This window comes from Arenimonas sp., from assembly GCF_036275555.1.
Classification (GTDB): Bacteria; Pseudomonadota; Gammaproteobacteria; order Xanthomonadales; family Xanthomonadaceae; genus Arenimonas.
In genome coordinates this window covers 1-20,335 of record NZ_DASUDO010000026.1, presented here as the reverse complement: position 1 = coordinate 20,335, position 20,335 = coordinate 1, and the positions used below count along the sequence as shown (strand labels likewise).

The window sequence follows — 20,335 nt, the reverse complement described above, 5'->3', positions numbered from 1 at the left end:
GTTAAGCCAGCGGTTATGATGGGCCGACGCGCATCCGCGCGGGGAGGGGACATGGACGGCTTCGTCGCGCTCTACATCTTCGTGCTCGCCGCCTTCACCGGCTACGAGATCATCGGCCGGGTGCCGGTGATCCTGCATACGCCGCTGATGTCCGGCTCCAACTTCGTGCACGGCATCGTGATGATCGGCGCGATGGTGGTGCTGGGCCACGCCGACACCCCCCTCGAGAAAGTGATCGGCTTCCTGGCGGTGCTGATGGGCGCGGGCAACGCGGCCGGCGGCTACGTGGTCACGGAGCGGATGCTCGAGATGTTCAAGTCTTCGAAGAAGCCGGGGGCCGGCGCATGAGCGGCTGGCTGCTGCCGCTGGTCAAGGCCAGCTACTTCGTCGCCGCGCTGCTGTTCATCTTGGGCATCAAGCGCATGGCCTCGCCGGTGACCGCGCGCAGCGGCATCCAGTGGGCGGGCGCGGGCATGGTGGTGGCCACGGTCGCCACCTTCTTCCTCCCCGGCCTGCACAACCTCGGGCTGATCGCGCTGGCGGTGTTCCTGGGCACCCTCGTGGCCTGGATCTCGGGCAAGCGCGTCGCGATGACGGACATGCCGCAGATGGTGGCGCTGTACAACGGCCTGGGCGGCGGTTCGGCGGCGGCGATCGGCGCGGTCGAGCTGCTCAAGTTTTCGGATGCCGGCATGGCGCCGTCGCAGACCGCGCTGGTGCTGGCGGTGGTGGGGTCGCTGATCGGCTCGATCTCGCTCACCGGTTCGGTCATCGCCTGGGCCAAGCTCGACGGCCGGCTGGACAAGCGCTTCACCTTCCCGGGGCAGCAGGCCTTCAACGCGCTGGTCTTCGTGGTGGCGGTCGCGCTCGGCGCACTCACGGTGTACGGGCTGGAGCAGCCGGTGATCATCGGCTTCTTCGTCACCGCGCTGGCGGTGGGCGTGCTGATGACGCTGCCGATCGGCGGCGCCGACATGCCCGTGGTGATCTCGCTCTACAACGCGCTGACCGGCCTGGCCGTCGCGTTCGAGGGCTACGTGCTGCAGAACGAGGCCCTGATCATCGCCGGCATGGTGGTCGGCGCGGCCGGCACCATGCTCACCCAGCTGATGGCCAAGGCGATGAACCGCTCGATCGCCAGCGTGCTGTTCGGCAGCTTCGGCCAGACCGGCGAGGCGGCCGAGATCACCGGCGCGCAAAAGCCCATCGAGGCCGGCGACGTCGCCGCGATGATGGCCTACGCCGAGCGCGTGGTGATCGTGCCCGGCTACGGCCTGGCCGTGGCGCAGGCCCAGCACAAGGTGTGGGAGCTGACCCAGGTGCTGCTCAAGCGCGGGGTCAAGGTGCGCTTCGCCATCCATCCGGTGGCGGGCCGCATGCCCGGGCACATGAACGTGCTGCTGGCCGAGGCCGGCGTGCCCTACGACCTGATCGCCGACATGGACGACATCAACCCCGAGTTCCCGACCACCGACGTATCGCTGGTGATCGGCGCCAACGACGTGGTGAACCCGGTGGCCAAGACCGACCCGGCCTCGCCGATCTTCGGCATGCCGATCCTGGACGTGGTGGCCTCGAAGAACACCATCGTGATCAAGCGCGGCAAGGGCACGGGCTTCGCCGGCATCGAGAACGCGCTTTTCTATGCCGACAACACCCGCATGCTCTACGGCGATGCGGCGGCGGCGGTGAGCCAGCTGGTGGCCGAGCTCAAGTCGGTGGACGGCGGGCACTGAGCCCGCCGGCGGGGCTCAGCGGCCCAGGCGCCAGGCCAGCGGCAGTGCCAGGCCCGCCCAGGCGATGTCCCAGGCCGACGTGGTGTGCCGCACCAGCTCACCGAACAGCACCGGGCCCAGGCGCTGCGACGACTCCAGCGGGGTGAGCCCGAGCAGCAGCCCCATTTCGGTCGCGGCCATCATCCAGTAGCCGAGTGCGATCGCGGCGGCGGTCCCGGCCACGGCCAGGCCGGCGCGCAGCCGCCCGGCGGGGGCCGCGGCCAGCCGCAGCATCAGGGCGATGTCGAGCGCGGCCACCAGCGCCAGCCAGCCACTGGGGGTCCGGAAGTGCAGGTAGGCGGCGAGCCAGACGGCCACCATGCCCAGGATGCCCACGGCCAGGGCCAACAGCGGCAGCAGCCAGTGGCGGGCGGACTTGGAACGTTCCGTTGGCGGCAAGGCGGTTTCCGGGGCGGGCGACGGGCTAAAATAGCCGCCTTTGCAGCCAGGCGATACCTGCAGTGAGCTATTCGAGAACCAGCGAACCGGTGAAGTTCGAGCGCGACTGCGCCGCCGTGATGGTGCCGCAGGGCGAGGCCGTGGACCTGCCGGCCGGCACCACCGGCTACATCACCCAGGCCCTGGGCGGCTCGTTCACCGTGTTCGTGGACGGCAACCTGTTCCGCATCGCCGGCGAAGACGCCGACGCCATCGGCAAGCCGCGGCCGGCGCCGCTGGAGCTGCCCGAGGGCGCCGGCGACGCCGAGGTCGAGAAGCTGGTCTGGGACCAGCTGCGCACCTGCTTCGACCCCGAGATCCCGGTCAATATCGTCGAGCTGGGCCTGGTGTACGACTGCGAGCTGGGCCGCAACGCCGAGGGCGAGCGCACGGTGTCGGTGCGCATGACCCTGACCGCGCCCGGCTGCGGCATGGGCGACATCCTGGTGGAGGACGTGCGCACCAAGGTCGAGCGGGTGCCGACCGTGGCCGAGGCCGACGTCGAGCTGGTGTTCGACCCGCCCTGGAACCAGTCGATGATGTCCGACGCCGCCCGGCTCGAAACCGGCCTGTTCTGACCCCGCCGGCGGCCCGCTGGCTCCCCCGCGGCCGCCCATACGCCGGAACGAAATCGCGCAGTTGTTGCGCTGCCGCACATCGGCGGCAGGCCGCCGCTTGTCCGCAAACCCCCATTTTTCGCGGTCTCCGGGCTGCCGGGGCGGGGCTGCCGCGCCGCGGCTTGACCCATGACTTTCGTCACGCTAGCGTCGGGCTCGTGTCATGTAGTTGTGAACTGCATCACACGTCCGGGTGGCGAAAATCTCCCCGCTACGATCGAGGCCAGTGACGGCCCGCGCGGGGAATAGTTTGGCCAGGGGACCCGGGGCATGGAAGCAAACACGGCCGGTTGCCGGCCTTCTTGCCATCATTTTTCGGGGAACCATCACTGTGAGCATGAATACACGCAAGCTCCGCCTGCGCGGGCTCGTTGCGGCCACCACCCTTGCCCTGGCCGCGCACTCCGCGTTCGCCGCGGGTCCGCAGGACGCGCCTTTCGTTGACCTCGGCACGCTCGACGCCGACACCCAGTTCGACCGCTTCATCGTCAAGTACCGCGAAGGCAGCGCCGAGGCGGTCAACCCGGCCGCGTTCGAGCGTTCGCTGCACTCGGCCTCCACCCGCGCCAACCAGATGGTCCAGGCCGCGCGCCTGCAGCGCGGCGAGCGCAACGGCAGCGGCAAGCCGCTGGTCGCCAGCCACGTGCGCCGCATGTCGCTGGGCGCCGACGTCATCGCCGTGTCCCAGAAGCTGGGCCGCCAGGACGCCGAGGCCCTGATGCGCGAGATCGCCGCGAATCCCAACGTGGAGTTCGTGCAGGTCGACCGCGTCATGAAGCACACGCTGACCCCGAACGACACCCGCTATTCCGAGCAGTGGGGCTTCTCCAGCACCACCGCCGGCATCCGCGCCAACCAGGCCTGGGACGTCGCCACCGGCAGCGGCATCATCGTCGCCGTGCTCGACACCGGCCACGTCAGCCACAGCGACCTCAACGCCAACGTCTCGGGCGGCTACGACTTCATCTCCAGCTCGTCCATCGCCGGCGACGGCAACGGCCGCGACGCCGATCCGAGCGATCCGGGCGATTACTCCGGCGGCCAGCCCTCCAGCTGGCACGGCACCCACGTGGCCGGCACGGTCGCGGCGGTCACCAACAACGCCAAGGGCGTGGCCGGCACGGCGTTCAACGCCACCGTCATGCCGGTGCGCGTGCTGGGTCGCGGCGGCGGTTCCACCTCCGACATCGCCGACGCCATCATCTGGGCGTCCGGCGGCACCGTCAGCGGCGTGCCGACCCTGTCGGCGGCCCAGGCGGCCGACGTCATCAACATGTCGCTGGGCGGCAGCGGTTCCTGCGACACGCTGACCCAGAACGCCATCAACAGCGCCGTCAGCCGCGGCACCGCCGTGGTCGTCGCCGCCGGCAACAGCAACGCCAACGCCGCCAACTTCACCCCGGCGAGCTGCAACAACGTCATCAACGTGGCGTCCATCACCAGCGCCGGTGCGCGTTCGAGCTTCTCGAACTACGGCACCTCGATCGACGTGTCGGCCCCGGGCTCGGGCATCCTCTCCACGCTCAACGCCGGCACCGCCGGTCCGGGCGCCGAGTCCTACGCCTCGTACAACGGCACCTCGATGGCGGCCCCGCACGTCGCGGGCGCCGTGGCCCTGGTGCAGAGCCGTCGCCTGGCGCTCGGCTTGCCGCTGTATACCCCGGCGGAAGTCGAGGCCCAGCTCAAGTCGACCGCGTACCCGCTTCCGGGTACCTGCACGGGCGGTTGCGGCGCGGGCATCATCAACGCCAAGGCCCTGGTGGATGCGGCCGGTGGCACCACGCCCCCGCCCCCGCCGCCGCCGACCGGTGGCACCCTGACCAAGGGCGTCGCGGTCACCGGCCTTTCCGCCAGCACCGGCAATTCGGTGAACTACACGATGGCCGTGCCCGCGGGCGCGACCAACCTGACGTTCTCGATCTCCGGCGGCACGGGTGACGCGGACCTGTACGTGCAGTTCGGCAGCGCGCCGACCGACACGGCCTACGTCTGCCGTCCGTACCTGGGTGGCAATGCGGAAACCTGCACCATCGCGGCTCCCTCGGCCGGCACCTACTACGTCCGCGTGAAGGCCTATTCGTCCTTCTCCGGCGTCAGCCTGGTGGGCAACTACACCGAGGGCGGCGGTGGCGGCGGTTCGCCGCAGACCTACTCGAACACGGCTGACTACGCGATCGGCGACAACACCACGGTCGACAGCCCGATCACGGTCTCCGGCCGCACCGGCAACGCTCCGAGCAACGCCTCGGTCGCGGTGAACATCGTCCACACCTACCGCGGCGACCTGCGCGTCGACCTGGTGGCGCCGGACGGCTCGCTGTACAACATCAGCAACCGGGCCGGCGGCAGCGCCGACAACCTGGTCGGCACCTACTCGATCAACCTGTCGTCCGAGGCCCTCAACGGCACCTGGCGCCTGCGCGTGAACGACAATGCCGGCGGCGACACGGGCTACATCAACAGCTGGTCGATCACCTTCTAAGACCCGCGCGACATCGCAACACCCCGGACCCCGGCTTCGGCCGGGGTCTTTTTTTGTTTCCTTCGCGGAGGTTGTGGCGCCGTCGTCACCGGTAAATCGAGGGTCGCTTTCTCCTCGGCCGCAAAGAAAAGGGGTCAGAGTAAATATTCGTTTCAAACGAATATTTACTCTGACCCCTTTTTTTTCGGGTGTTGCCTGGCGGGATCAGCCCGCCGCTTCGAAGCGGTTGGCGGCGACGTTCTTGCGGACCTTCGACGGGTCCCAGATGCGGCCGTTCATGGCGATGTAGACGCCCGGCGGCAGCGACTGCACCGCGCCGACCGCGGTGCCGACGTTGAATTCCGCGTCGGAGCCGCGGAAGCGCGCCGGGTTCAGCGCCCCGGTCAGCACGATCGTCTTGTCGGCCAGCGTGGCCAGCACCCGCGCCGTGTCCACCATGGTGTCGGTGCCGTGCGTCACCAGCACATGCCGCGCCGGCTGCGCCGCGATGGTGGCGCGCAGCAGCTCGCGGTCCTCCGCGGTGATGTGCAGGCTGTCCTTGCGGATGATCGGGATGACGGTGAAACGGAACGCCACGCCGAGTTCCTGCAGGATGCGGCCGATCTGCGGCTCGCCGACCTGGTAGTCCGACTTGTCGTCGAAGTAGACCTTGTCGATGGTGCCGCCGGTGGTGACGATCAACAGCTCGTCCATCGAAGGATCCTCATGCGGTGTGTTGGCGTGGGCGCGGATTATACGTCCGGCGCGGCCGGTCGCTTGCTGAAACGGGCCCGCACGCCGTCCCAGCTGGCCGACACCACCAGCACCGCCGCCAGCAGCGACTGCGCCAGCGCCAGCCCGGTGGCGCCCGGGTCCGACCAGGCCGCCATCACGCCGTGGCTGAAGTAGACCAGCGCCGCCAGCGAGCCCCAGAACCCGGCGCGGCGGTGGCCGATGGCCAGCAGCACCACGGCGGGCAGGATGGGAAGCGAGAAGAACAGCGCCATCGCCCAGGGCTGGGACTGCGGCGGTGCCAGCCACGCATGCCACAGCCACTGCAGTGCGAGCAGGGCGACGATGGCGACCGCGGCGACCCGGTTGGCGCGGCTCATGGCTGCAGCTTCGCGGCGATGCCGGCCAGGCGGCGCCCGAGGGCGCGGGCCAGCAGCTTTTCCTCTTCGCTCGGGATCGGCTGGCCCTCGGTGCCGGCGACGTGGCTGGCGCCGTAAGGCGTGCCGCCCGTGCGCGTGGTGTTCAGCGCCGGCTCGGTGAAGGGGATGCCGACCAGCACCATGCCGTGGTGGAGCAGGGGGATCATCATGCTGAGCAAGGTGGATTCCTGGCCGCCGTGCTGGGTGGCCGTGGAGGTGAACACCGCCGCCGGCTTGCCCGCCAGCGTGCCCGAGGCCCATTCGGCGCCGAGCGTGTCGAGGAAGTGCTTGAGTGGCGCGGCCATGTTGCCGAACCGGGTCGGGCTGCCCAGCGCCAGGCCGGCGCAGGCCTCGAGGTCGGCGCGGGTGGCGTAGGGCGCGCCTTCGTCCGGCACCGGCGCGGCGGCGGTTTCGGTGACCGGGGCGACCGGCGGCACGGTGCGCAGGCGCGCCTGCATGCCGGGGACTTCCTCGACGCCGCGCGCGATCTGTCGCGCCAGCTGGGCCACGGAACCGCCGCGGCTGTAGTACAGGATCAGGATCTCGGCCATGGCGGCATGATAAGCCGGCGCGCTACCCTGCGCCCATGGACCTCGTGCAAAACCTGCGCCGCTGGTGGGACCGCATCGACCGGGAGCGGATCCGGTCGTTCTCCCGGTTCCTCTGGACGCGCTTCCTGGACGACCGCTGCTTCGAGACCGCGGGCGCGCTGGCCTACACCACCCTGTTCGCGCTGGTGCCGCTGAGCATGGTGGTGTTCGGCATCCTGTCGGCCTTCCCGGTGTTCGATGCCTGGAGCGCCCAGCTCACCAACTTCGTGTTCTCCAACTTCGTGCCCAGCTCGGCGCGCGTGGTCGAGGACTACCTGCGCGACTTCGCCGCCAGCACCAGCAAGCTCACGCTGACCGGCGTGGCGGCGCTGCTGGTGTCGCTGATCCTGACGATGTACAGCATCGAGGCCACCTTCAACCGCGTCTGGCGGGTGCCGACGCCGCGGACGCGGCTGGTGCGGCTGCTGGTTTACTGGACCCTGCTGACGCTCGGGACGCTGCTGGCGGTGGCCAGCCTGGCGGTCACGTCCTACCTGTTCTCGCTGCCGGCGCTGTCGGGCGTGGAGTCGCTGAGCTGGCGCGAGCGGCTGCTGACCTACCTGCCGAACGTGGTCGAACTGCTGGCCTTCACTTGCGCCTACTGGTTGATCCCGCACCGCAGCGTGGCGTTCCGGTTCGCGCTGGCCGGTGGCGTGTTCGCGACCCTGCTGTTCGAACTCGCCAAGCGCGGGTTCGCGGCCTACCTGCTGGGCGTGCCCTCGTACGAGCAGCTGTACGGCGCGCTGGCGGTGGTGCCGATCTTCATGCTGTGGCTGTACCTGAGCTGGGTGGTGGTGCTGCTGGGCGCGTCGTTCGCGGCCTCGCTGTCGTCCTTCCGCTACCAGCCGCGGGCGCTGCAGCTGCCGCCGGGCACCGAGCTATACGGTTACCTGCGGCTGCTGGGCCGGCTGGAGCAGGCGCGGGCGAAAGGCCGCGGCCTGCACATGATCGAACTGCAGGACTGCGAGCCCATGCTCACCGACGACCACCTGCGGCGCATGCTGGCCGGGCTGGCGGAGCTCGACATCGTGCGCCGCACCGAGGACGGCGCCTGGCTGCTGAGCCGCGACCTCGGCACGGTGCGCCTGGGCGAGCTGCACGAGCGCCTGTCGCTGCGCGTGCCGGGCGTCGCCGCGGCGCTGCCGGGCTTCGACGACCCCATCGGTCGGGATGCGCTGCGCGCGCTCGACCACCTGCGCCAACCCCTGGATGAACCGCTGTCGCGCAGCGTCGGCAGTTTCTTCACCTCGAGACAGGACAATCCCGCGTCATGAAGACTTCCCTGCAAGGCCTCGCCCTCCTGGTCGCGCTCGCCGCGCTCGCCGCCTGCCAGCCCGCCGCCGAGCCGTCGCCGGCCGCGGAAGCGGCGGCCACGCCCGCCGAGCCGTCGGGCGCGCCCACGGAGCCGGCGGCGGATGCCGCGCCCGCGCCCGCCGACGCCGCCGCGCCGTCGGAGGCCGCCGATGCCCCGGCCGCCCCGCCCACCCACCCGACCCTCGTGGTGCAGACCCTCGACCACGGCACCTTCGACCTGTCGGCCGAGCGCGGTGGCTGGGTGGTGGTGAACTTCTGGGCCACGTGGTGCAAGCCCTGCCTGAAGGAGATCCCGGACTTCAGCGCCTTCGACGCCGCCCGCGACGACGTCAAGGTGATCGGCCTGGCCTACGAGGAAATCGACGAGGCGGCGATGCGCGAGTTCCTCGCCAAGCTGCCCGCCGGCTATCCGATCGCGCTGCTCGACGTGTACGACCCGCCGGCCGATTTCGAAACACCGCGCGGCCTGCCCATGACCTACCTGATCGCGCCGGACGGCGCGGTGGCGAAGAAGTTCCTGGGCCCGGTGACTTCGCAGGAGCTGGCCGCGGCCATCACCGAAGCCGGCGCGCCGGCCCCCACCGCCGGCTGAGCTTCGCCGGCGATGCCAGGCGGGACCCGAAGACCGGGTCCGCTCAGTACTCGCCCTTGATCGGCTTCACCGGCCCGGCATAGCGCTCCTTGCCGGGCTTGCCCGCGAGCGGCGGGAATTCGATCGCAAGCGGGTCCACGTGGTGGTCGGGCAGCTGGTCGAGCAGGTGCCGGATCAGGTTCAGGCGACCGGTCTTCTGGTCGTTGAAATCAACCACGTGCCAGGGCGCCCAGCGGTGGTGCGTGGCCTTGAACATCGTGTCCCGGGCGCGGCCGTACTCGGCGTATTTCTCGCGGGCCTTGATGTCGATCGGCGAGAGCTTCCAGCGCTTGAGCGGATCCTGCAGGCGCTCGGCGAAACGCGCCTCCTGCTCGGCCTGGTCCACCGCCAGCCAGTACTTGAACAGCAGGATGCCGTCGTCCACCAGCTGGCGCTCGAACACCGGCACCTGTGCCAGGAAGGCCTTCACCTGCGCGGGCGTGGCGAAGCCCATCACCTTCTCGACGCCGGCGCGGTTGTACCAGCTGCGGTCGAACAGCACGATCTCGCCCGCCGCCGGCAGGTGCGGCACGTAGCGCTGGAAGTACCACTGGCCGAGCTCGCGCTCGCTGGGCTTGGACAACGCCACCACGTGGCACTGGCGCGGGTTCAGGCAATCCGCGATGGCATTGATGGCGCCGCCCTTGCCGGCGGTATCGCGCCCCTCGAACACCACCAGCAGCCGCTTCCCCGTGTGCTGCAGCCACCGCGCCGCGGCGTTCAGCTCCACCTGCAGCTTCTCCAGCTCCTGCTCGTATTCCTTGCGCTTCAGCTTGGCCATGGCAGTCCTCGGTTTGAACGCGGATCAAAGCGGATGTACGCGGATCAAAGCGGATAAGGCAAAAGAACCTGAGTTGGAAATGGCGAAGGGGTGGCAGTTGGCGGAAAACAAATTCATTGCTTGCTCTATCCGCCTTTATCCGCGCACATCCGCTCTGATCCGCGTCAGAACACGGATCCCTCCCGAAGCCGGGGCCGGAGGTTGGCGAGGTTGCAGGGCCGGGTGCGGGCGTCGAGCTGGGCGCGGATGAGTTTTTCCCAGCCGGTGCGGCAGGCCGAGGTGGAGCCGGGCAGGGCGAACAGGAAGGTGGCGTTGGCCAGGCCTGCGAAGGCGCGCGACTGCAGGGTGCTGGTGCCGATCTCGTCGTAGCTGAGCGTGCGGAACATTTCGCCGAAGCCGGGCATTTCCTTGTCGAGCAGCGGCCCCAGCGCCTCGGGCGTGGAGTCGCGGCCGGTGAAGCCGGTGCCGCCGGTGACCAGGATGCCGTGCACCGCCTCGTCGGCGATCCAGCGCGACACCAGCGCGCGCAGCGCGTACTTGTCGTCGCGGACGATGGCGCGCTCGTGCAGCACGTGGCCTTCGGCGCGCAGCGCGTCCGCCAGGTAGTCGCCGGAGGTGTCGTTGGCGGCCGTGCGCGTGTCGGACACGGTCAGCACGCACAGGTGCAGCGGGATGAAGTCGGTTCCGGCGCTCACGCGGCCTCCGTCAGCAGCTTGAGTTCGTCGGCCTGGTGCTCGCGGGTGAGGCGGTCCACCAGGTCGTCCAGGTCGCCGTCGAGGATCTGCGGCAGCGCGTACAGCGTCAAGCCTTCCACCCGGTGGTCGGTGATGCGGCCCTGCGCGAAGTTGTAGGTGCGGATGCGCTGGCTGCGGTCGCCGCTGCCGACCTGCAGGCGGCGCGCCTGGGCCTGCGCGGCGCTCTGCTTGCTGCGCTCGGCGTCGAGCAGGCGCGACTTGAGCAGGGACAGCGCGCGGGCGCGGTTCTTGTGCTGGCTGCGCTCGTCCTGGCATTCCACCACCACGCCGGTGGGCAGGTGGGTGATGCGGATCGCCGAGTCGGTCTTGTTGACGTGCTGGCCGCCGGCACCGGAGGCGCGGAAGGTGTCGATCTTCAGGTCGGCGTCGCGGATCTCGATCTCGTCGATGTCCTCGAGCTCGGGCAGGATCGCCACCGTGGCGGCCGAGGTGTGGATGCGGCCCTGCGACTCGGTGGCGGGCACCCGCTGCACGCGGTGCGTGCCCGATTCGAACTTCAGGCGCGAGTAGGCGCCCTTGCCCTCGATGCGCGCCACGATTTCCTTGTAGCCGCCGTGCTCGCCCTCGCTGGCCGAGACGATCTCGACCTGCCAGCGGCGGCGCTCGGCGTAGCGCGCGTACATGCGGAACAGGTCGCCGGCGAAGATCGCGGCTTCGTCGCCGCCGGTGCCGGCGCGCACCTCGAGGAAGAGGTTGGCCTCGTCGCGCGGGTCGCGCGGCACCAGCAGCAGCGACAGCGATTCATCGAGCGCGGCCAGCCGCGCCTGCGCCGCCGGGATTTCCTCGTCGGCCAGTTCGCGCAGCTCCGGGTCGGCGCGCATCGCCTCGGCGGCCTGCAGGTCCTGCTGGGCGCGACGCCACTCGGCGAGGCCCTCGGCGACGGGCGCGAGCTGGGAATACTCGCGCGAGAGGTTTCGGAAAGCGGCGTTGTCGGCCATCACGCCGGGGTCGGCGAGCAGGCGGCCGACCTCCTCGTGGCGTTCGGCCAGGGCTTCGAGCTTACGGCGGAGGCTGGGCGTCATCGGGCGATTCGTAAAGTCGGCTGGCGGCGCGCAGCAGGTCGAGGTCGCCGTCCAGCGCGGCCTGGCGAAGCGCGGTGCTCGGTCCGTGCAGCAGCTTGTTGGTGAGCTGGTGCGCCAGCAGCTTCAGCGCTTCCTCGGGCGGCTTGCCCTGGGCGAGCAGTTCGCGGGCGCGGGCGAGTGCGTCCTCACGTGCGGCCTCGCCCTGCTGGCGCAGCGCACGCAGCGCATCCTGGCGGCCCTGCGCGCGCCACCAGGCCATGAAATGCTCGACCTGCAGGTCGATGATGGCCTGGGCCTGGTCGGCGGCGTTGCGGCGCGAGGCGCGGTTCTCCTCGATCACCTGCTCGAGGTCGTCCACGGTGTAGAGGTAGACGTCGGGCAACTGCGCCACGCCGGCCTCGATGTCGCGCGGCACGGCCAGGTCGAGCAGGAACATCGGGCGATGCTTGCGCGCTTTCAGGGCGGCCTGCACGGCGGCGGTGCGCAGCACCGGTTCGCGGCTGGCGGTGGCGGTGATGACGATGTCGGCTTCGGGCAGGTGGCGGTCGAGTTCGGTCAGCGGCAGCGCGTACCCGCCGTGGCGGCTGGCCAGCGCCTGCGCGTGCTCGAGCGTGCGGTTGGCGACCAGCAGGCGCCGGGCCTTGGCGTCCACCAGGTGCCGTGCCGCGAGTTCGATGGTGTCGCCGGCGCCGACCAGCAGCACCGTGGCGCGGTCGAGTTCGCTGAAGACCTGGCGCGCCAGGCGCACCGCGGCGTAGGCCACCGAGACCGGGTGGGCGCCGATGCGGGTATCCGTGCGCACGCGCTTGGCGACCTGGAAGCTCTGCTGGAACAGGCGGTCGAGCGGCGTGCGCAGCGCGTGGTGCTGGCGCGCGGCCTGCCAGGCTTCCTTCACCTGGCCCAGGATCTGCGGTTCGCCCAGCACCAGCGAGTCGAGGCCGGTGGCGACCCGGAACAGGTGGCGCACCGCCTGGTCGTCGCGGTGTTCGTAGAGGTAGGACGACAGCGTTTCCGGCGCCAGGCCGTGGTGTCGCGCCAGCCATTCGGCGACGGCGGCCTCGCGGCCTTCCTCCACTTGCGCGTAGATCTCGGTGCGGTTGCAGGTGGACAGCAGCGCGGCCTCCGTCACGCCCGGCACCGCCGACAGCCCGGCCAGCGCGCCCGGCAGCTGGCCCGCGTCGAGCGCGACCCGCTCGCGCAGCGAGAGCGGCGCGGTCTGGTGGTTGAGGCCAAGGGCGAGCAGGGGCATGTCGGGGGCCAGCGTAAGGGCGCGGTGCGCTAAGCTTTCGCGGGCTGGGCTCTCGTTCCGGGATCCGGCCCGTATTCTAGCCCCAGGCCGCGCAGACCCCCATGAACCGCCGCCATTGTCTTTTCCCCGCCCTGCTGGCGCTCGCGTTCGCCGGCCCGGTCGCGGCGACCGCCACGGCGCCGATCGGCGAGGTGATGGCCGGTGAGTTCGCCCTGCAGCAGGGCGACCTGCCGACGGCGGCCCGTCATTTCCTGCAGGCCGCCCTGGCGTCGGGCGACCCCGCGGTGGCCGAGCGCGCGACCCAGGTCGCCCTGGTCGGCGAACAGCCCGACATCGCGCGGCGCGCCCTGGCCCGCTGGCGTGCCCTGGCGCCCGCCGCCGCCGGCATGCATGGCGCCAGCGTGCGCCTCTCGTTGGGGCAGGGCGACCACGATGACGCCATGGACGCATCGCGCGCGCTGCTGGCGCTGGGCGATCCGGGCTTCGAAGTGCTGCTGGGCGTGCTGTCGGAGGCGCGCGGCGATGCCGGCGTGATCGCCCGCGCCGTCACCCGCGGGCTGTTCGAACAGCGGGCGCTGCCGGACCAGCTGGCCGCCTGGCTGCGCTGGGCCGGCGTGGCCCGGCGGTTGAGGGACCGGACGCTGTCCGAGCGCATCATCGACGAAGGCATGGCCCGGTTCCCCGAGGATCCGCGCGCCCGCCTGCTGGAGATCGCGCGCCTGCGTGAGTCCGGCGAGGCCGCCGCGGCGCGCGAAAAACTGGTGGCGCTGCGCGATTCCGGCGCCATCCTGCCTGGGCTGCGGCGCGTGGCCGCCAGCGAGTTCGCCCGCCAGGGCGACCTGCGCGGCGCCGCCGACGTCCTCGGCGAAGGCCCGCAGGACGATGCGTCGCTGGGCCAGCGAGCGGCCTGGTTGGTGCTGGCCGAGGACCGCGCCGCGCTCCAGCGTCTCTACGCCGAACTCCGGGCCGCGGGGGCGGTGCCGCCGCCGCCGCGCCGGCTGCTGCTCGGCCACGTCGCCGAGGCGCTGGACCTGTTCGACGAGGCCGAGCGTTGGTACCAGGGCGTGCCGCACGGCGCCGGCAGCGACCTGGCCCTGCTGCGGCTCGCCCGCCTGCACGATCGCCGCGGCGATCCCGCGCGCGCCATCGAGCGCCTCAAGGACCTGCAGTCCGACACCAGCGCCGATGGCGAGCGCGTGCGCGACAGCTACCTGGTCGAAGCCGACATCCTCGAGCGCGGCGATCGCGCCGGGGAGGCCCGCCTGGCGCTGGACCGCGGCCTGGCGGTATTCGAGGGCGACCCGGTGTTGCTGTATGCGCGGGCGATGCTGCTCGAGCGCGGCAACCAGGTGGACGCCGCGCTGGCCGACCTGCGCGCCATCCTCGCCGAGGACCCGGCGGATGCGCAGGCGCTCAATGCCTACGGCTACACGCTCGCCGAGCGGCGCGGCGCCTACGCCGAGGCCCTGCCTTACATCGAGCGCGCGCATGCGCTGCTGCCGGATTCGGCGCCGATCCTGGACAGCCTGGGCTGGGTGCGGTTCCGGCTGGGCGAGCGCGAGGAATCGCTGGCGTTGCTGCGCCAGGCCTGGGCGAAGCTGCGCGATCCCGAGATCGCGGCCCACCTTGGCGAAGTCCTCTGGACCCTGGGCCAGCGTGACGAAGCGCGCCGCCTGTGGCGCGAGGGCGCCGCGATCGACCCCGACAACCGCGCGCTGCGGCGCGCCCTGGAGACCTTCAAGCCATGAAACGACTCGGCGTGGCACTGCTCTGCCTCGCGGGCCTCGCTGCCTGCGTTCCGGCGCCGGTGCGGGAGGCGGATGCGGTCCTGCTGTCGGCGCAGGCCGGGCGCGAGGCCCGGCTGGCCGCGGCGCCAGACTGGCAGCTGTCCGGCCGGCTCGCGGTGAGTGCGGGCGGCGAGGGCGGCAACGGCCGCATCGAGTGGCGGCAGCAGGGCGAGGACTTCGACATCCGGCTGGCGGCGCCCGTGACCGGCAAGAGCTGGCGGCTGCGCCAGCAGGGCGGCCTGGCCACGCTGGAGGGATTGGAGCAGGGCACGCTCAGCGGGCCGGATGCCGAAGCCCTGCTGCATGACGCCACCGGCTGGCGGCTCCCGGTGCAGGCGCTGGCGGCCTGGGCGCGCGGCGCACGCGCCGAGGGCGCGGCCACGATCGAATTCGGTCCGGGCGGCCTCCCGGCCCTGATTTCCCAGCGGGGCTGGCAGGTCGAGTACCGCGAATGGGATGCCGCCGACCCGGCCCGGCCGCGCCGCATCTTCGCGCGGCAGGGCGAGGACGCCAGCGTGCGCCTGGTCGTGGATGCCTGGGAAACGCCGTGACCGCGCCCGACCCCGGGGCCTGGAGCGACTGGCCGGCGCCCGCCAAGCTCAACCTGTTCCTCCGCATCGTCGGCCGCCGCCCAGACGGCTACCACCGCCTGCAGACCGTGTTCCAGCTGCTGGACTGGGGTGACACGGTGCGCCTGCGCCTTCGCGACGATGGCGCGGTCCGCCGCGCCGGCGACGGCGGCTATGGGGTGGCGGAAGCCGACGACCTGGTGGTCCGGGCGGCCAGGTTGCTGCAAAAAGAAGCCAAGATCGGCCAAGGTGCCGAGATAGAGGTTGTAAAGCGCATACCGCTGGGCGGCGGTTTCGGCGGGGGCTCCTCGGATGCCGCCACGGTGCTGGTCGTGCTGAACCACCTATGGCGGGCGGGCCTGGACGAGGATCGGTTGGCGGCGCTCGGCCTGCAGCTGGGGGCCGACGTGCCTGTGTTCGTCCGCGGCCGCAGTGCCTGGGCCGAGGGCGTGGGCGAGGAGCTGACGCCGCTGTCGCTGCCGCCGGCGGCCTACCTGCTGGTCGACCCCGGCGTCAGCGTGCCCACCGCCGAGCTTTTCCAAACCCCTGATTTGACGCGGGATGCGGCCCCGGCGACAATTGCCGACTTCGTTTCTGGCTCCGAGCTCGGCAATGCCTTCGAGCCGGTGCTGCGTCGCCGCTCGGAAGCCGTCGAGGCCGCCCTGCAGGCGCTTTCGCAGCTCGGCCCGGCGGCCCTGACCGGGACCGGCGGCGGCTGTTTCGCGCGCTTCGGCGCGCGCGCCGACGCCGAGGCCGCGCGGTCGCGCCTGCCCCCGGGCCTGCGCGCCTGGGTGGCGGAAGGCGTCGCGGTGTCGCCCCTGCACCGGGCGCTGCCGCCGCGCTGAGCCGGCAGCGGAACAATCCAGCGGTGGGGCGTCGCCAAGTGGCCTAAGGCACCGGGTTTTGATCCCGGCATTTCGTAGGTTCGAATCCTACCGCCCCAGCCATCCACCGGACGCAGCACGGTCCCTCGACAGCGAACGACAAGGCGGAATACCCATGAGCAAGCAGAACCTGCTCGTCTTCACCGGCAACGCCAACCGTCCGCTGGCCCTGGCGGTCTGCCGCCAGCTCGGCATCCCGCTGGGCAAGGCGCAGGTGGGGCAATTCTCCGACGGCGAAGTGCAGGTCGAGATCGAGGAGAACGTGCGCCGGCAGGAGGTGTTCGTCATCCAGTCCACCAGCGCGCCGACGGCCGAGAACTTCATGGAGCTGCTGGTGCTGATCGACGCGCTCAAGCGCGCCTCCGTCGCCAGCGTCACCGCCGTGGTGCCGTACTTCGGCTACGCCCGCCAGGACCGCCGCATGCGCTCCTCGCGCGTGCCGATCACGGCCAAGGTCGCCGCCAAGATGTTCACCGCGGTCGGCACCGACCGCGTGCTCACCGTCGACCTGCACGCCGACCAGATCCAGGGCTTCTTCGACATCCCGGTCGACAACGTCTACGCCTCGCCGATCCTGCTGGCCGACATCTGGCGCAGCCAGGGCACCGACAACATGGTGGTGGTCTCGCCGGACGTCGGCGGCGTGGTGCGCGCCCGCGCGATCGCCAAGCGCCTCGACGACGCCGACCTGGCCATCATCGACAAGCGCCGCCCGAAGGCCAACGTCGCCACCGTGATGAACATCATCGGCGACGTCGAGGGCAAGACCTGCGTGCTGGTGGACGACATCGTCGACACCGCCGGCACGCTGTGCGCGGCCGCGGCGGCGCTCAAGGCCAACGGCGCGAAGAAGGTCGTCGCCTACTGCACCCACCCGGTGCTGTCGGGCGCGGCGATCGCCAACGTTTCGAATTCGCAGCTCGACGAGCTGGTGGTCACCGACACCATCCCGCTGTCGGAGGCCGCGCGGGCCTGCCCGCGCATCCGCCAGCTCAGCGTCGCCGAGCTGCTGGCGGAAACCATCCGCCGCGTCGCGTTCGGCGAATCGGTCAGTTCGCTGTACGTGGACTGAGGCAAGGCGGGGCAGGGGATCCGGGATCGGCATTCGCGAGTGCCGATCCCCGATTCCCGGTCCCGGGAACGACGCAGGGCCTGGTCGCGGGCACTGCGGAACGCGCCGAAGGGCGCACCACACTGAAGAAGGCAACATCACCATGGCTACCAACCACAACATCACGGCCACCGGCCGCAAGGACGAGGGCAAGGGTGCGAGCCGCCGCCTCCGTCGCAGCGGCCACGTGCCGGCCATCGTCTACGGCGGCCACGCCGACCCGCAGAGCATCCAGATCGAGCACAACCACCTCTGGATCGCCAGCCAGAACGAATGGTTCTACTCGGCCATCCTCGACATGAACGTCGACGGCAAGGTCCAGAAGGTCCTGCTGCGTGACATGCAGCGCCATCCGTTCAAGCAGCAGATCCTGCACCTGGACTTCCTGCGCGTCAGCGAGAACGAAGCCCTGCGCGCCAAGGTGCCGCTGCACTTCGTGAACCAGGACACCTCCCCGGCCGGCAAGTCGGCGGGCGTCGTGGTCACCCACGAGCTCAACGAAGTCGAAGTCAGCTGCCTGCCGAAGGACCTGCCGGAGTTCATCGAGGTCGACCTGGCCAAGCTGGCCGTGGGCGACATCATGCACCTCTCGGACATCAAGCTGCCCAAGGGCGTGACCCTGCCGGCGCTCGCGCACGGCGGCAAGGAGCATGACCTGGCGATCGTGATCGCCAAGCACGCCCGCGTCGAGGCCGAGGAAGAGTCCGCGCCGGCCGCTGCCGACGTGCCGGCCGCCAAGGTCGCCAAGCCGGACGCCGCCCCGGCGGCTCCGAAGAAGAAGTAAGCCCCGCCTCCCCTCCCTCTCCCTCTGGGAGAGGGCCGGGGAGAGGGCAGCCTTGCAGTGAGCGAACTCCGCCTCATCGTCGGCCTGGGCAACCCCGGTGCCGAACACGCCCGGACCCGGCATAACGCCGGGTTCTGGTTTCTGGACGCCCTCGCCGCGCAGGCCGGGGCGCGCTTCGGGCTGGAATCCAAGCTGCACGGCGAGACCGCCAAGGCCGAGATCGCCGGCCGCAGCGTCTGGCTGCTCCGTCCGGCCACCTTCATGAACGCCTCCGGCCGCTCGGTCGCCGCGGCCCTGCGCTACTTCAAGATCGAGCCCGAACAGGCCCTGCTCGCCCACGACGACCTGGACCTGGCCGCCGGCCTGGCCCGGCTCAAGTTCGACGGCGGCCACGGCGGCCAGAACGGCATCCGCGACACCATGCAGCACCTCGGGCACGGCAAGTTCCACCGCCTGCGCCTGGGCATCGGCCATCCCGGCCACAAGGACAAGGTCACCCCCTGGGTGCTGGGCAAGCCCGGCAAGGACGACGAGGCCAGCATCCTGCGCGCCATCGACGACGCCCTGGCGGTGATGCCCCTGGCCGTGAACGGGGACTTCCCCGAGGCCATGAAGCGCCTGCACACCCCCAAACCCTGAGTCGCCAGCCGCCAGCCGTCCCCCGGACCGCTGGCGCCTGGACATTCGCGAACCGGAAGACAGCACCATGGGCATCAAATGCGGCATCGTCGGCCTGCCGAACGTCGGCAAGTCCACCCTTTTCAATGCGCTGACGAAGGCCGGCATCGCCGCGGCCAACTTCCCGTTCTGCACCATCGAGCCCAACACCGGCGTGGTCCCGGTGCCGGACCCGCGCCTGGCCCAGCTCGCCGAAATCGTCAAGCCGCAGAAGATCATCCCGACCTCCTTCGAGTTCGTGGACATCGCCGGCCTGGTCGCGGGCGCCTCCAAGGGCGAGGGCCTGGGCAACAAGTTCCTGGCCCACATCCGCGAGGTGGACGCGATCGCCCACGTGGTGCGCTGCTTCGAGCACACCGACATCGTCCACGTGGCCGGCAAGGTGGACCCGATCGCCGACATCGAGACCATCGACCTCGAGCTGGCCCTGGCGGACCTGGAATCCGTCGACAAAGCGCTGAACCGCGCCGAACGCGAGGCCAAGACCGGCAATAAGGACGCCATCGTCCGGAAAGACGTGCTGTCGCGCCTGCGCGCCGGCCTCGACCAGGGCCAGCCGGCCCGCGCCCTGGGCCTGTCGGCCGAGGACAAGGCCGTGGTCCGCGACCTGTTCCTGCTGACGCTCAAGCCGGTGATGTACGTGGCCAACGTCCTCGAGGACGGCTTCGAGAACAACCCGATGCTGGACCTGGTCCGGGCCCGGGCCGCGAAGGAGGGTGCCCAGGTGGTGCCCGTCAGCGCCGCCATCGAGGAGGAGATGTCCCAGCTCGAGGACGCCGACCGCGCCGAGTTCCTGGCCGAGATGGGGCTGGAGGAGCCGGGCCTGAACCGCGTGATCCGGGCCGGCTACGCCCTGCTGGGCATGCAGACCTACTTCACCGCCGGCGTGAAGGAAGTGCGGGCCTGGCAGGTCCACAAGGGCGCCACCGCGCCCCAGGCCGCGGCCGTGATCCACACCGACTTCGAGAAGGGCTTCATCCGGGCCGAGACCATCGCCTTCGAGGATTTCATCAGGTACCGGGGCGAGGCCGGGGCGCGCGACGCGGGCCGCCTGCGCCTGGAGGGCAAGGAGTACATCGTCCAGGAGGGCGACGTGCTGCATTTCCGCTTCAATGTCTGATCCGGGGCCGCGGATGCGAAAAGGTCGTTGACATTTCCTTTCGCGACCCTGAAAATTGCGGGCTCCCTAGCTGGAGGGATACCCAAGCGGCCAACGGGGGCAGACTGTAAATCTGCTGGCTCACGCCTTCGGTGGTTCGAATCCACCTCCCTCCACCAGCTTTCGCAGTGACGCCCGGCAACGGGAGCCATCGCAGGGCGGGAGTAGTTCAATGGTAGAACCTCAGCCTTCCAAGCTGATCATGCGGGTTCGATTCCCGTCTCCCGCTCCATTGGATTGAAGCAACACCGCAACAAACAGAATTCGCTCATGTAGCTCAGTCGGTAGAGCACTTCCTTGGTAAGGAAGAGGTCGCTGGTTCGATTCCAGTCATGAGCACCACCCTCCACCTTGAATCCTACCGGGTACCTCGAAATGTCCAAGGGTAAGTTTGAGCGCACCAAGCCGCACGTGAACGTTGGCACCATCGGTCACGTTGACCATGGCAAGACCACGCTGACCGCCGCGCTGACCAAGATTGGCGCCGAGCGTTTCGGTGGCGAGTTCAAGGCGTACGACGCGATCGACGCGGCGCCGGAAGAGAAGGCGCGCGGCATCACGATCTCGACGGCGCACGTG

General features: G+C 70.5%; 22 protein-coding genes, 4 tRNA genes and 1 pseudogene. 19 read left to right on the top strand and 8 right to left on the bottom strand.

Features of this window, described 5'->3' with window-relative positions; all coding sequences use genetic code 11:
• Positions 1 to 51 precede the first annotated feature (51 nt).
• On the top strand, positions 52 to 348 hold the full coding sequence (locus tag VFV21_RS06830) for an NAD(P) transhydrogenase subunit alpha (RefSeq protein ID WP_329668696.1): 297 nt from the start codon (positions 52 to 54) through the stop codon (positions 346 to 348).
• Positions 345 to 1,736, top strand: coding sequence for an NAD(P)(+) transhydrogenase (Re/Si-specific) subunit beta (locus tag VFV21_RS06825; protein ID WP_329668695.1), 1,392 nt, complete (start codon positions 345 to 347; stop codon positions 1,734 to 1,736). Before VFV21_RS06830 ends, VFV21_RS06825 begins: the two co-directional genes overlap by 4 nt.
• A gap of 15 nt (positions 1,737 to 1,751) precedes the next feature.
• On the opposite strand, the gene VFV21_RS06820 is transcribed toward VFV21_RS06825, so the two are convergent.
• Complete coding sequence (locus tag VFV21_RS06820; RefSeq protein ID WP_329668694.1) at positions 1,752 to 2,174, bottom strand: hypothetical protein; 423 nt, start codon at positions 2,172 to 2,174, stop codon at positions 1,752 to 1,754.
• Between the two features lie 62 nt (positions 2,175 to 2,236).
• On the opposite strand from VFV21_RS06820, the gene sufT reads away from it, so the two are divergent.
• From sufT to VFV21_RS06805, 3 genes and pseudogenes are all read left to right on the top strand, one after another.
• Positions 2,237 to 2,791 (top strand): putative Fe-S cluster assembly protein SufT, encoded by a 555-nt coding sequence (sufT, locus tag VFV21_RS06815; RefSeq protein WP_329668693.1) that lies wholly within the window; start codon positions 2,237 to 2,239, stop codon positions 2,789 to 2,791.
• 376 nt (positions 2,792 to 3,167) lie between these two features.
• A pseudogene (locus VFV21_RS06810) lies at positions 3,168 to 4,943 on the top strand (S8 family peptidase); the annotation flags it as partial.
• Positions 4,932 to 5,312 (top strand): proprotein convertase P-domain-containing protein, encoded by a 381-nt coding sequence (locus tag VFV21_RS06805; RefSeq protein WP_329668711.1) that lies wholly within the window; start codon positions 4,932 to 4,934, stop codon positions 5,310 to 5,312. The pseudogene VFV21_RS06810 and the gene VFV21_RS06805, both read left to right, overlap by 12 nt.
• Positions 5,313 to 5,516: 204 nt before the next feature.
• On the opposite strand, the gene VFV21_RS06800 is transcribed toward VFV21_RS06805, so the two are convergent.
• The 3 genes from VFV21_RS06800 to wrbA are packed head-to-tail and all read right to left on the bottom strand — an operon-like array spanning position 5,517 to position 6,993.
• Positions 5,517 to 6,005, bottom strand: a complete 489-nt coding sequence (locus VFV21_RS06800; RefSeq protein ID WP_034210423.1) for an asparaginase domain-containing protein — start codon at positions 6,003 to 6,005, stop codon at positions 5,517 to 5,519.
• A 38-nt stretch (positions 6,006 to 6,043) separates the two neighbouring features.
• Positions 6,044 to 6,403: a DUF2069 domain-containing protein gene (locus tag VFV21_RS06795; RefSeq protein ID WP_034210424.1), complete on the bottom strand. Its 360-nt coding sequence runs from the start codon at positions 6,401 to 6,403 to the stop codon at positions 6,044 to 6,046.
• Positions 6,400 to 6,993, bottom strand: a complete 594-nt coding sequence (wrbA, locus tag VFV21_RS06790) for an NAD(P)H:quinone oxidoreductase (RefSeq protein WP_329668692.1) — start codon at positions 6,991 to 6,993, stop codon at positions 6,400 to 6,402. The genes VFV21_RS06795 and wrbA overlap by 4 nt, the downstream gene beginning before the upstream one ends.
• A 35-nt stretch (positions 6,994 to 7,028) precedes the next feature.
• On the opposite strand from wrbA, the gene VFV21_RS06785 reads away from it, so the two are divergent.
• On the top strand, positions 7,029 to 8,306 hold the full coding sequence (locus VFV21_RS06785; RefSeq protein ID WP_034210426.1) for a YihY family inner membrane protein: 1,278 nt from the start codon (positions 7,029 to 7,031) through the stop codon (positions 8,304 to 8,306).
• Complete coding sequence (locus VFV21_RS06780; RefSeq protein ID WP_329668691.1) at positions 8,303 to 8,938, top strand: TlpA disulfide reductase family protein; 636 nt, start codon at positions 8,303 to 8,305, stop codon at positions 8,936 to 8,938. The genes VFV21_RS06785 and VFV21_RS06780 overlap by 4 nt, the downstream gene beginning before the upstream one ends.
• Before the next feature lie 43 nt (positions 8,939 to 8,981).
• Here the strand turns inward: VFV21_RS06780 and ppk2 are convergent, their stop codons facing one another.
• From ppk2 to hemA, 4 genes are all read right to left on the bottom strand, one after another.
• Entirely contained in the window at positions 8,982 to 9,758 is a 777-nt protein-coding gene (gene ppk2, locus VFV21_RS06775; RefSeq protein ID WP_329668690.1) for a polyphosphate kinase 2, read from the bottom strand.
• A gap of 164 nt (positions 9,759 to 9,922) precedes the next feature.
• Positions 9,923 to 10,453 carry a molybdenum cofactor biosynthesis protein B gene (gene moaB / locus VFV21_RS06770; protein ID WP_034210463.1) on the bottom strand — a complete coding sequence of 177 codons (531 nt, stop codon included), beginning with the start codon at positions 10,451 to 10,453 and terminating at the stop codon, positions 9,923 to 9,925.
• Positions 10,450 to 11,535 (bottom strand): peptide chain release factor 1, encoded by a 1,086-nt coding sequence (prfA, locus tag VFV21_RS06765; RefSeq protein WP_329668689.1) that lies wholly within the window; start codon positions 11,533 to 11,535, stop codon positions 10,450 to 10,452. Before prfA ends, moaB begins: the two co-directional genes overlap by 4 nt.
• Positions 11,513 to 12,784: a glutamyl-tRNA reductase gene (hemA, locus tag VFV21_RS06760; RefSeq protein WP_034210466.1), complete on the bottom strand. Its 1,272-nt coding sequence runs from the start codon at positions 12,782 to 12,784 to the stop codon at positions 11,513 to 11,515. The genes prfA and hemA overlap by 23 nt, the downstream gene beginning before the upstream one ends.
• 101 nt (positions 12,785 to 12,885) lie before the next feature.
• Here hemA and VFV21_RS06755 point away from each other — a divergent pair, with 101 nt between their 5' ends.
• The 12 genes from VFV21_RS06755 to VFV21_RS06700 all read left to right on the top strand — a co-directional run.
• Positions 12,886 to 14,532, top strand: a complete 1,647-nt coding sequence (locus VFV21_RS06755; protein ID WP_034210467.1) for a tetratricopeptide repeat protein — start codon at positions 12,886 to 12,888, stop codon at positions 14,530 to 14,532.
• On the top strand, positions 14,529 to 15,122 hold the full coding sequence (gene lolB, locus VFV21_RS06750; RefSeq protein WP_034210468.1) for a lipoprotein insertase outer membrane protein LolB: 594 nt from the start codon (positions 14,529 to 14,531) through the stop codon (positions 15,120 to 15,122). Before VFV21_RS06755 ends, lolB begins: the two co-directional genes overlap by 4 nt.
• Positions 15,119 to 15,985 carry a 4-(cytidine 5'-diphospho)-2-C-methyl-D-erythritol kinase gene (ispE, locus tag VFV21_RS06745; RefSeq protein ID WP_329668688.1) on the top strand — a complete coding sequence of 289 codons (867 nt, stop codon included), beginning with the start codon at positions 15,119 to 15,121 and terminating at the stop codon, positions 15,983 to 15,985. Before lolB ends, ispE begins: the two co-directional genes overlap by 4 nt.
• A 24-nt stretch (positions 15,986 to 16,009) precedes the next feature.
• Positions 16,010 to 16,087 (top strand) — tRNA-Gln (locus VFV21_RS06740).
• A gap of 52 nt (positions 16,088 to 16,139) precedes the next feature.
• On the top strand, positions 16,140 to 17,096 hold the full coding sequence (locus tag VFV21_RS06735) for a ribose-phosphate diphosphokinase (RefSeq protein WP_034210472.1): 957 nt from the start codon (positions 16,140 to 16,142) through the stop codon (positions 17,094 to 17,096).
• A gap of 142 nt (positions 17,097 to 17,238) precedes the next feature.
• Positions 17,239 to 17,919: a 50S ribosomal protein L25/general stress protein Ctc gene (locus VFV21_RS06730; RefSeq protein ID WP_034210473.1), complete on the top strand. Its 681-nt coding sequence runs from the start codon at positions 17,239 to 17,241 to the stop codon at positions 17,917 to 17,919.
• A 57-nt stretch (positions 17,920 to 17,976) separates the two neighbouring features.
• On the top strand, positions 17,977 to 18,558 hold the full coding sequence (pth, locus tag VFV21_RS06725) for an aminoacyl-tRNA hydrolase (protein WP_034210475.1): 582 nt from the start codon (positions 17,977 to 17,979) through the stop codon (positions 18,556 to 18,558).
• 67 nt (positions 18,559 to 18,625) lie between these two features.
• On the top strand, positions 18,626 to 19,717 hold the full coding sequence (ychF, locus tag VFV21_RS06720; RefSeq protein ID WP_034210476.1) for a redox-regulated ATPase YchF: 1,092 nt from the start codon (positions 18,626 to 18,628) through the stop codon (positions 19,715 to 19,717).
• A 72-nt stretch (positions 19,718 to 19,789) separates the two neighbouring features.
• A tRNA-Tyr gene (locus VFV21_RS06715) sits at positions 19,790 to 19,875 on the top strand.
• Between the two features lie 39 nt (positions 19,876 to 19,914).
• Positions 19,915 to 19,988 (top strand) — tRNA-Gly (locus VFV21_RS06710).
• 34 nt (positions 19,989 to 20,022) lie between these two features.
• Positions 20,023 to 20,098: transfer RNA gene (locus VFV21_RS06705), tRNA-Thr, on the top strand.
• Between the two features lie 33 nt (positions 20,099 to 20,131).
• The coding region (locus VFV21_RS06700; RefSeq protein ID WP_329668687.1) for a GTP-binding protein at positions 20,132 to 20,335 on the top strand (204 nt) is incomplete at its 3' end.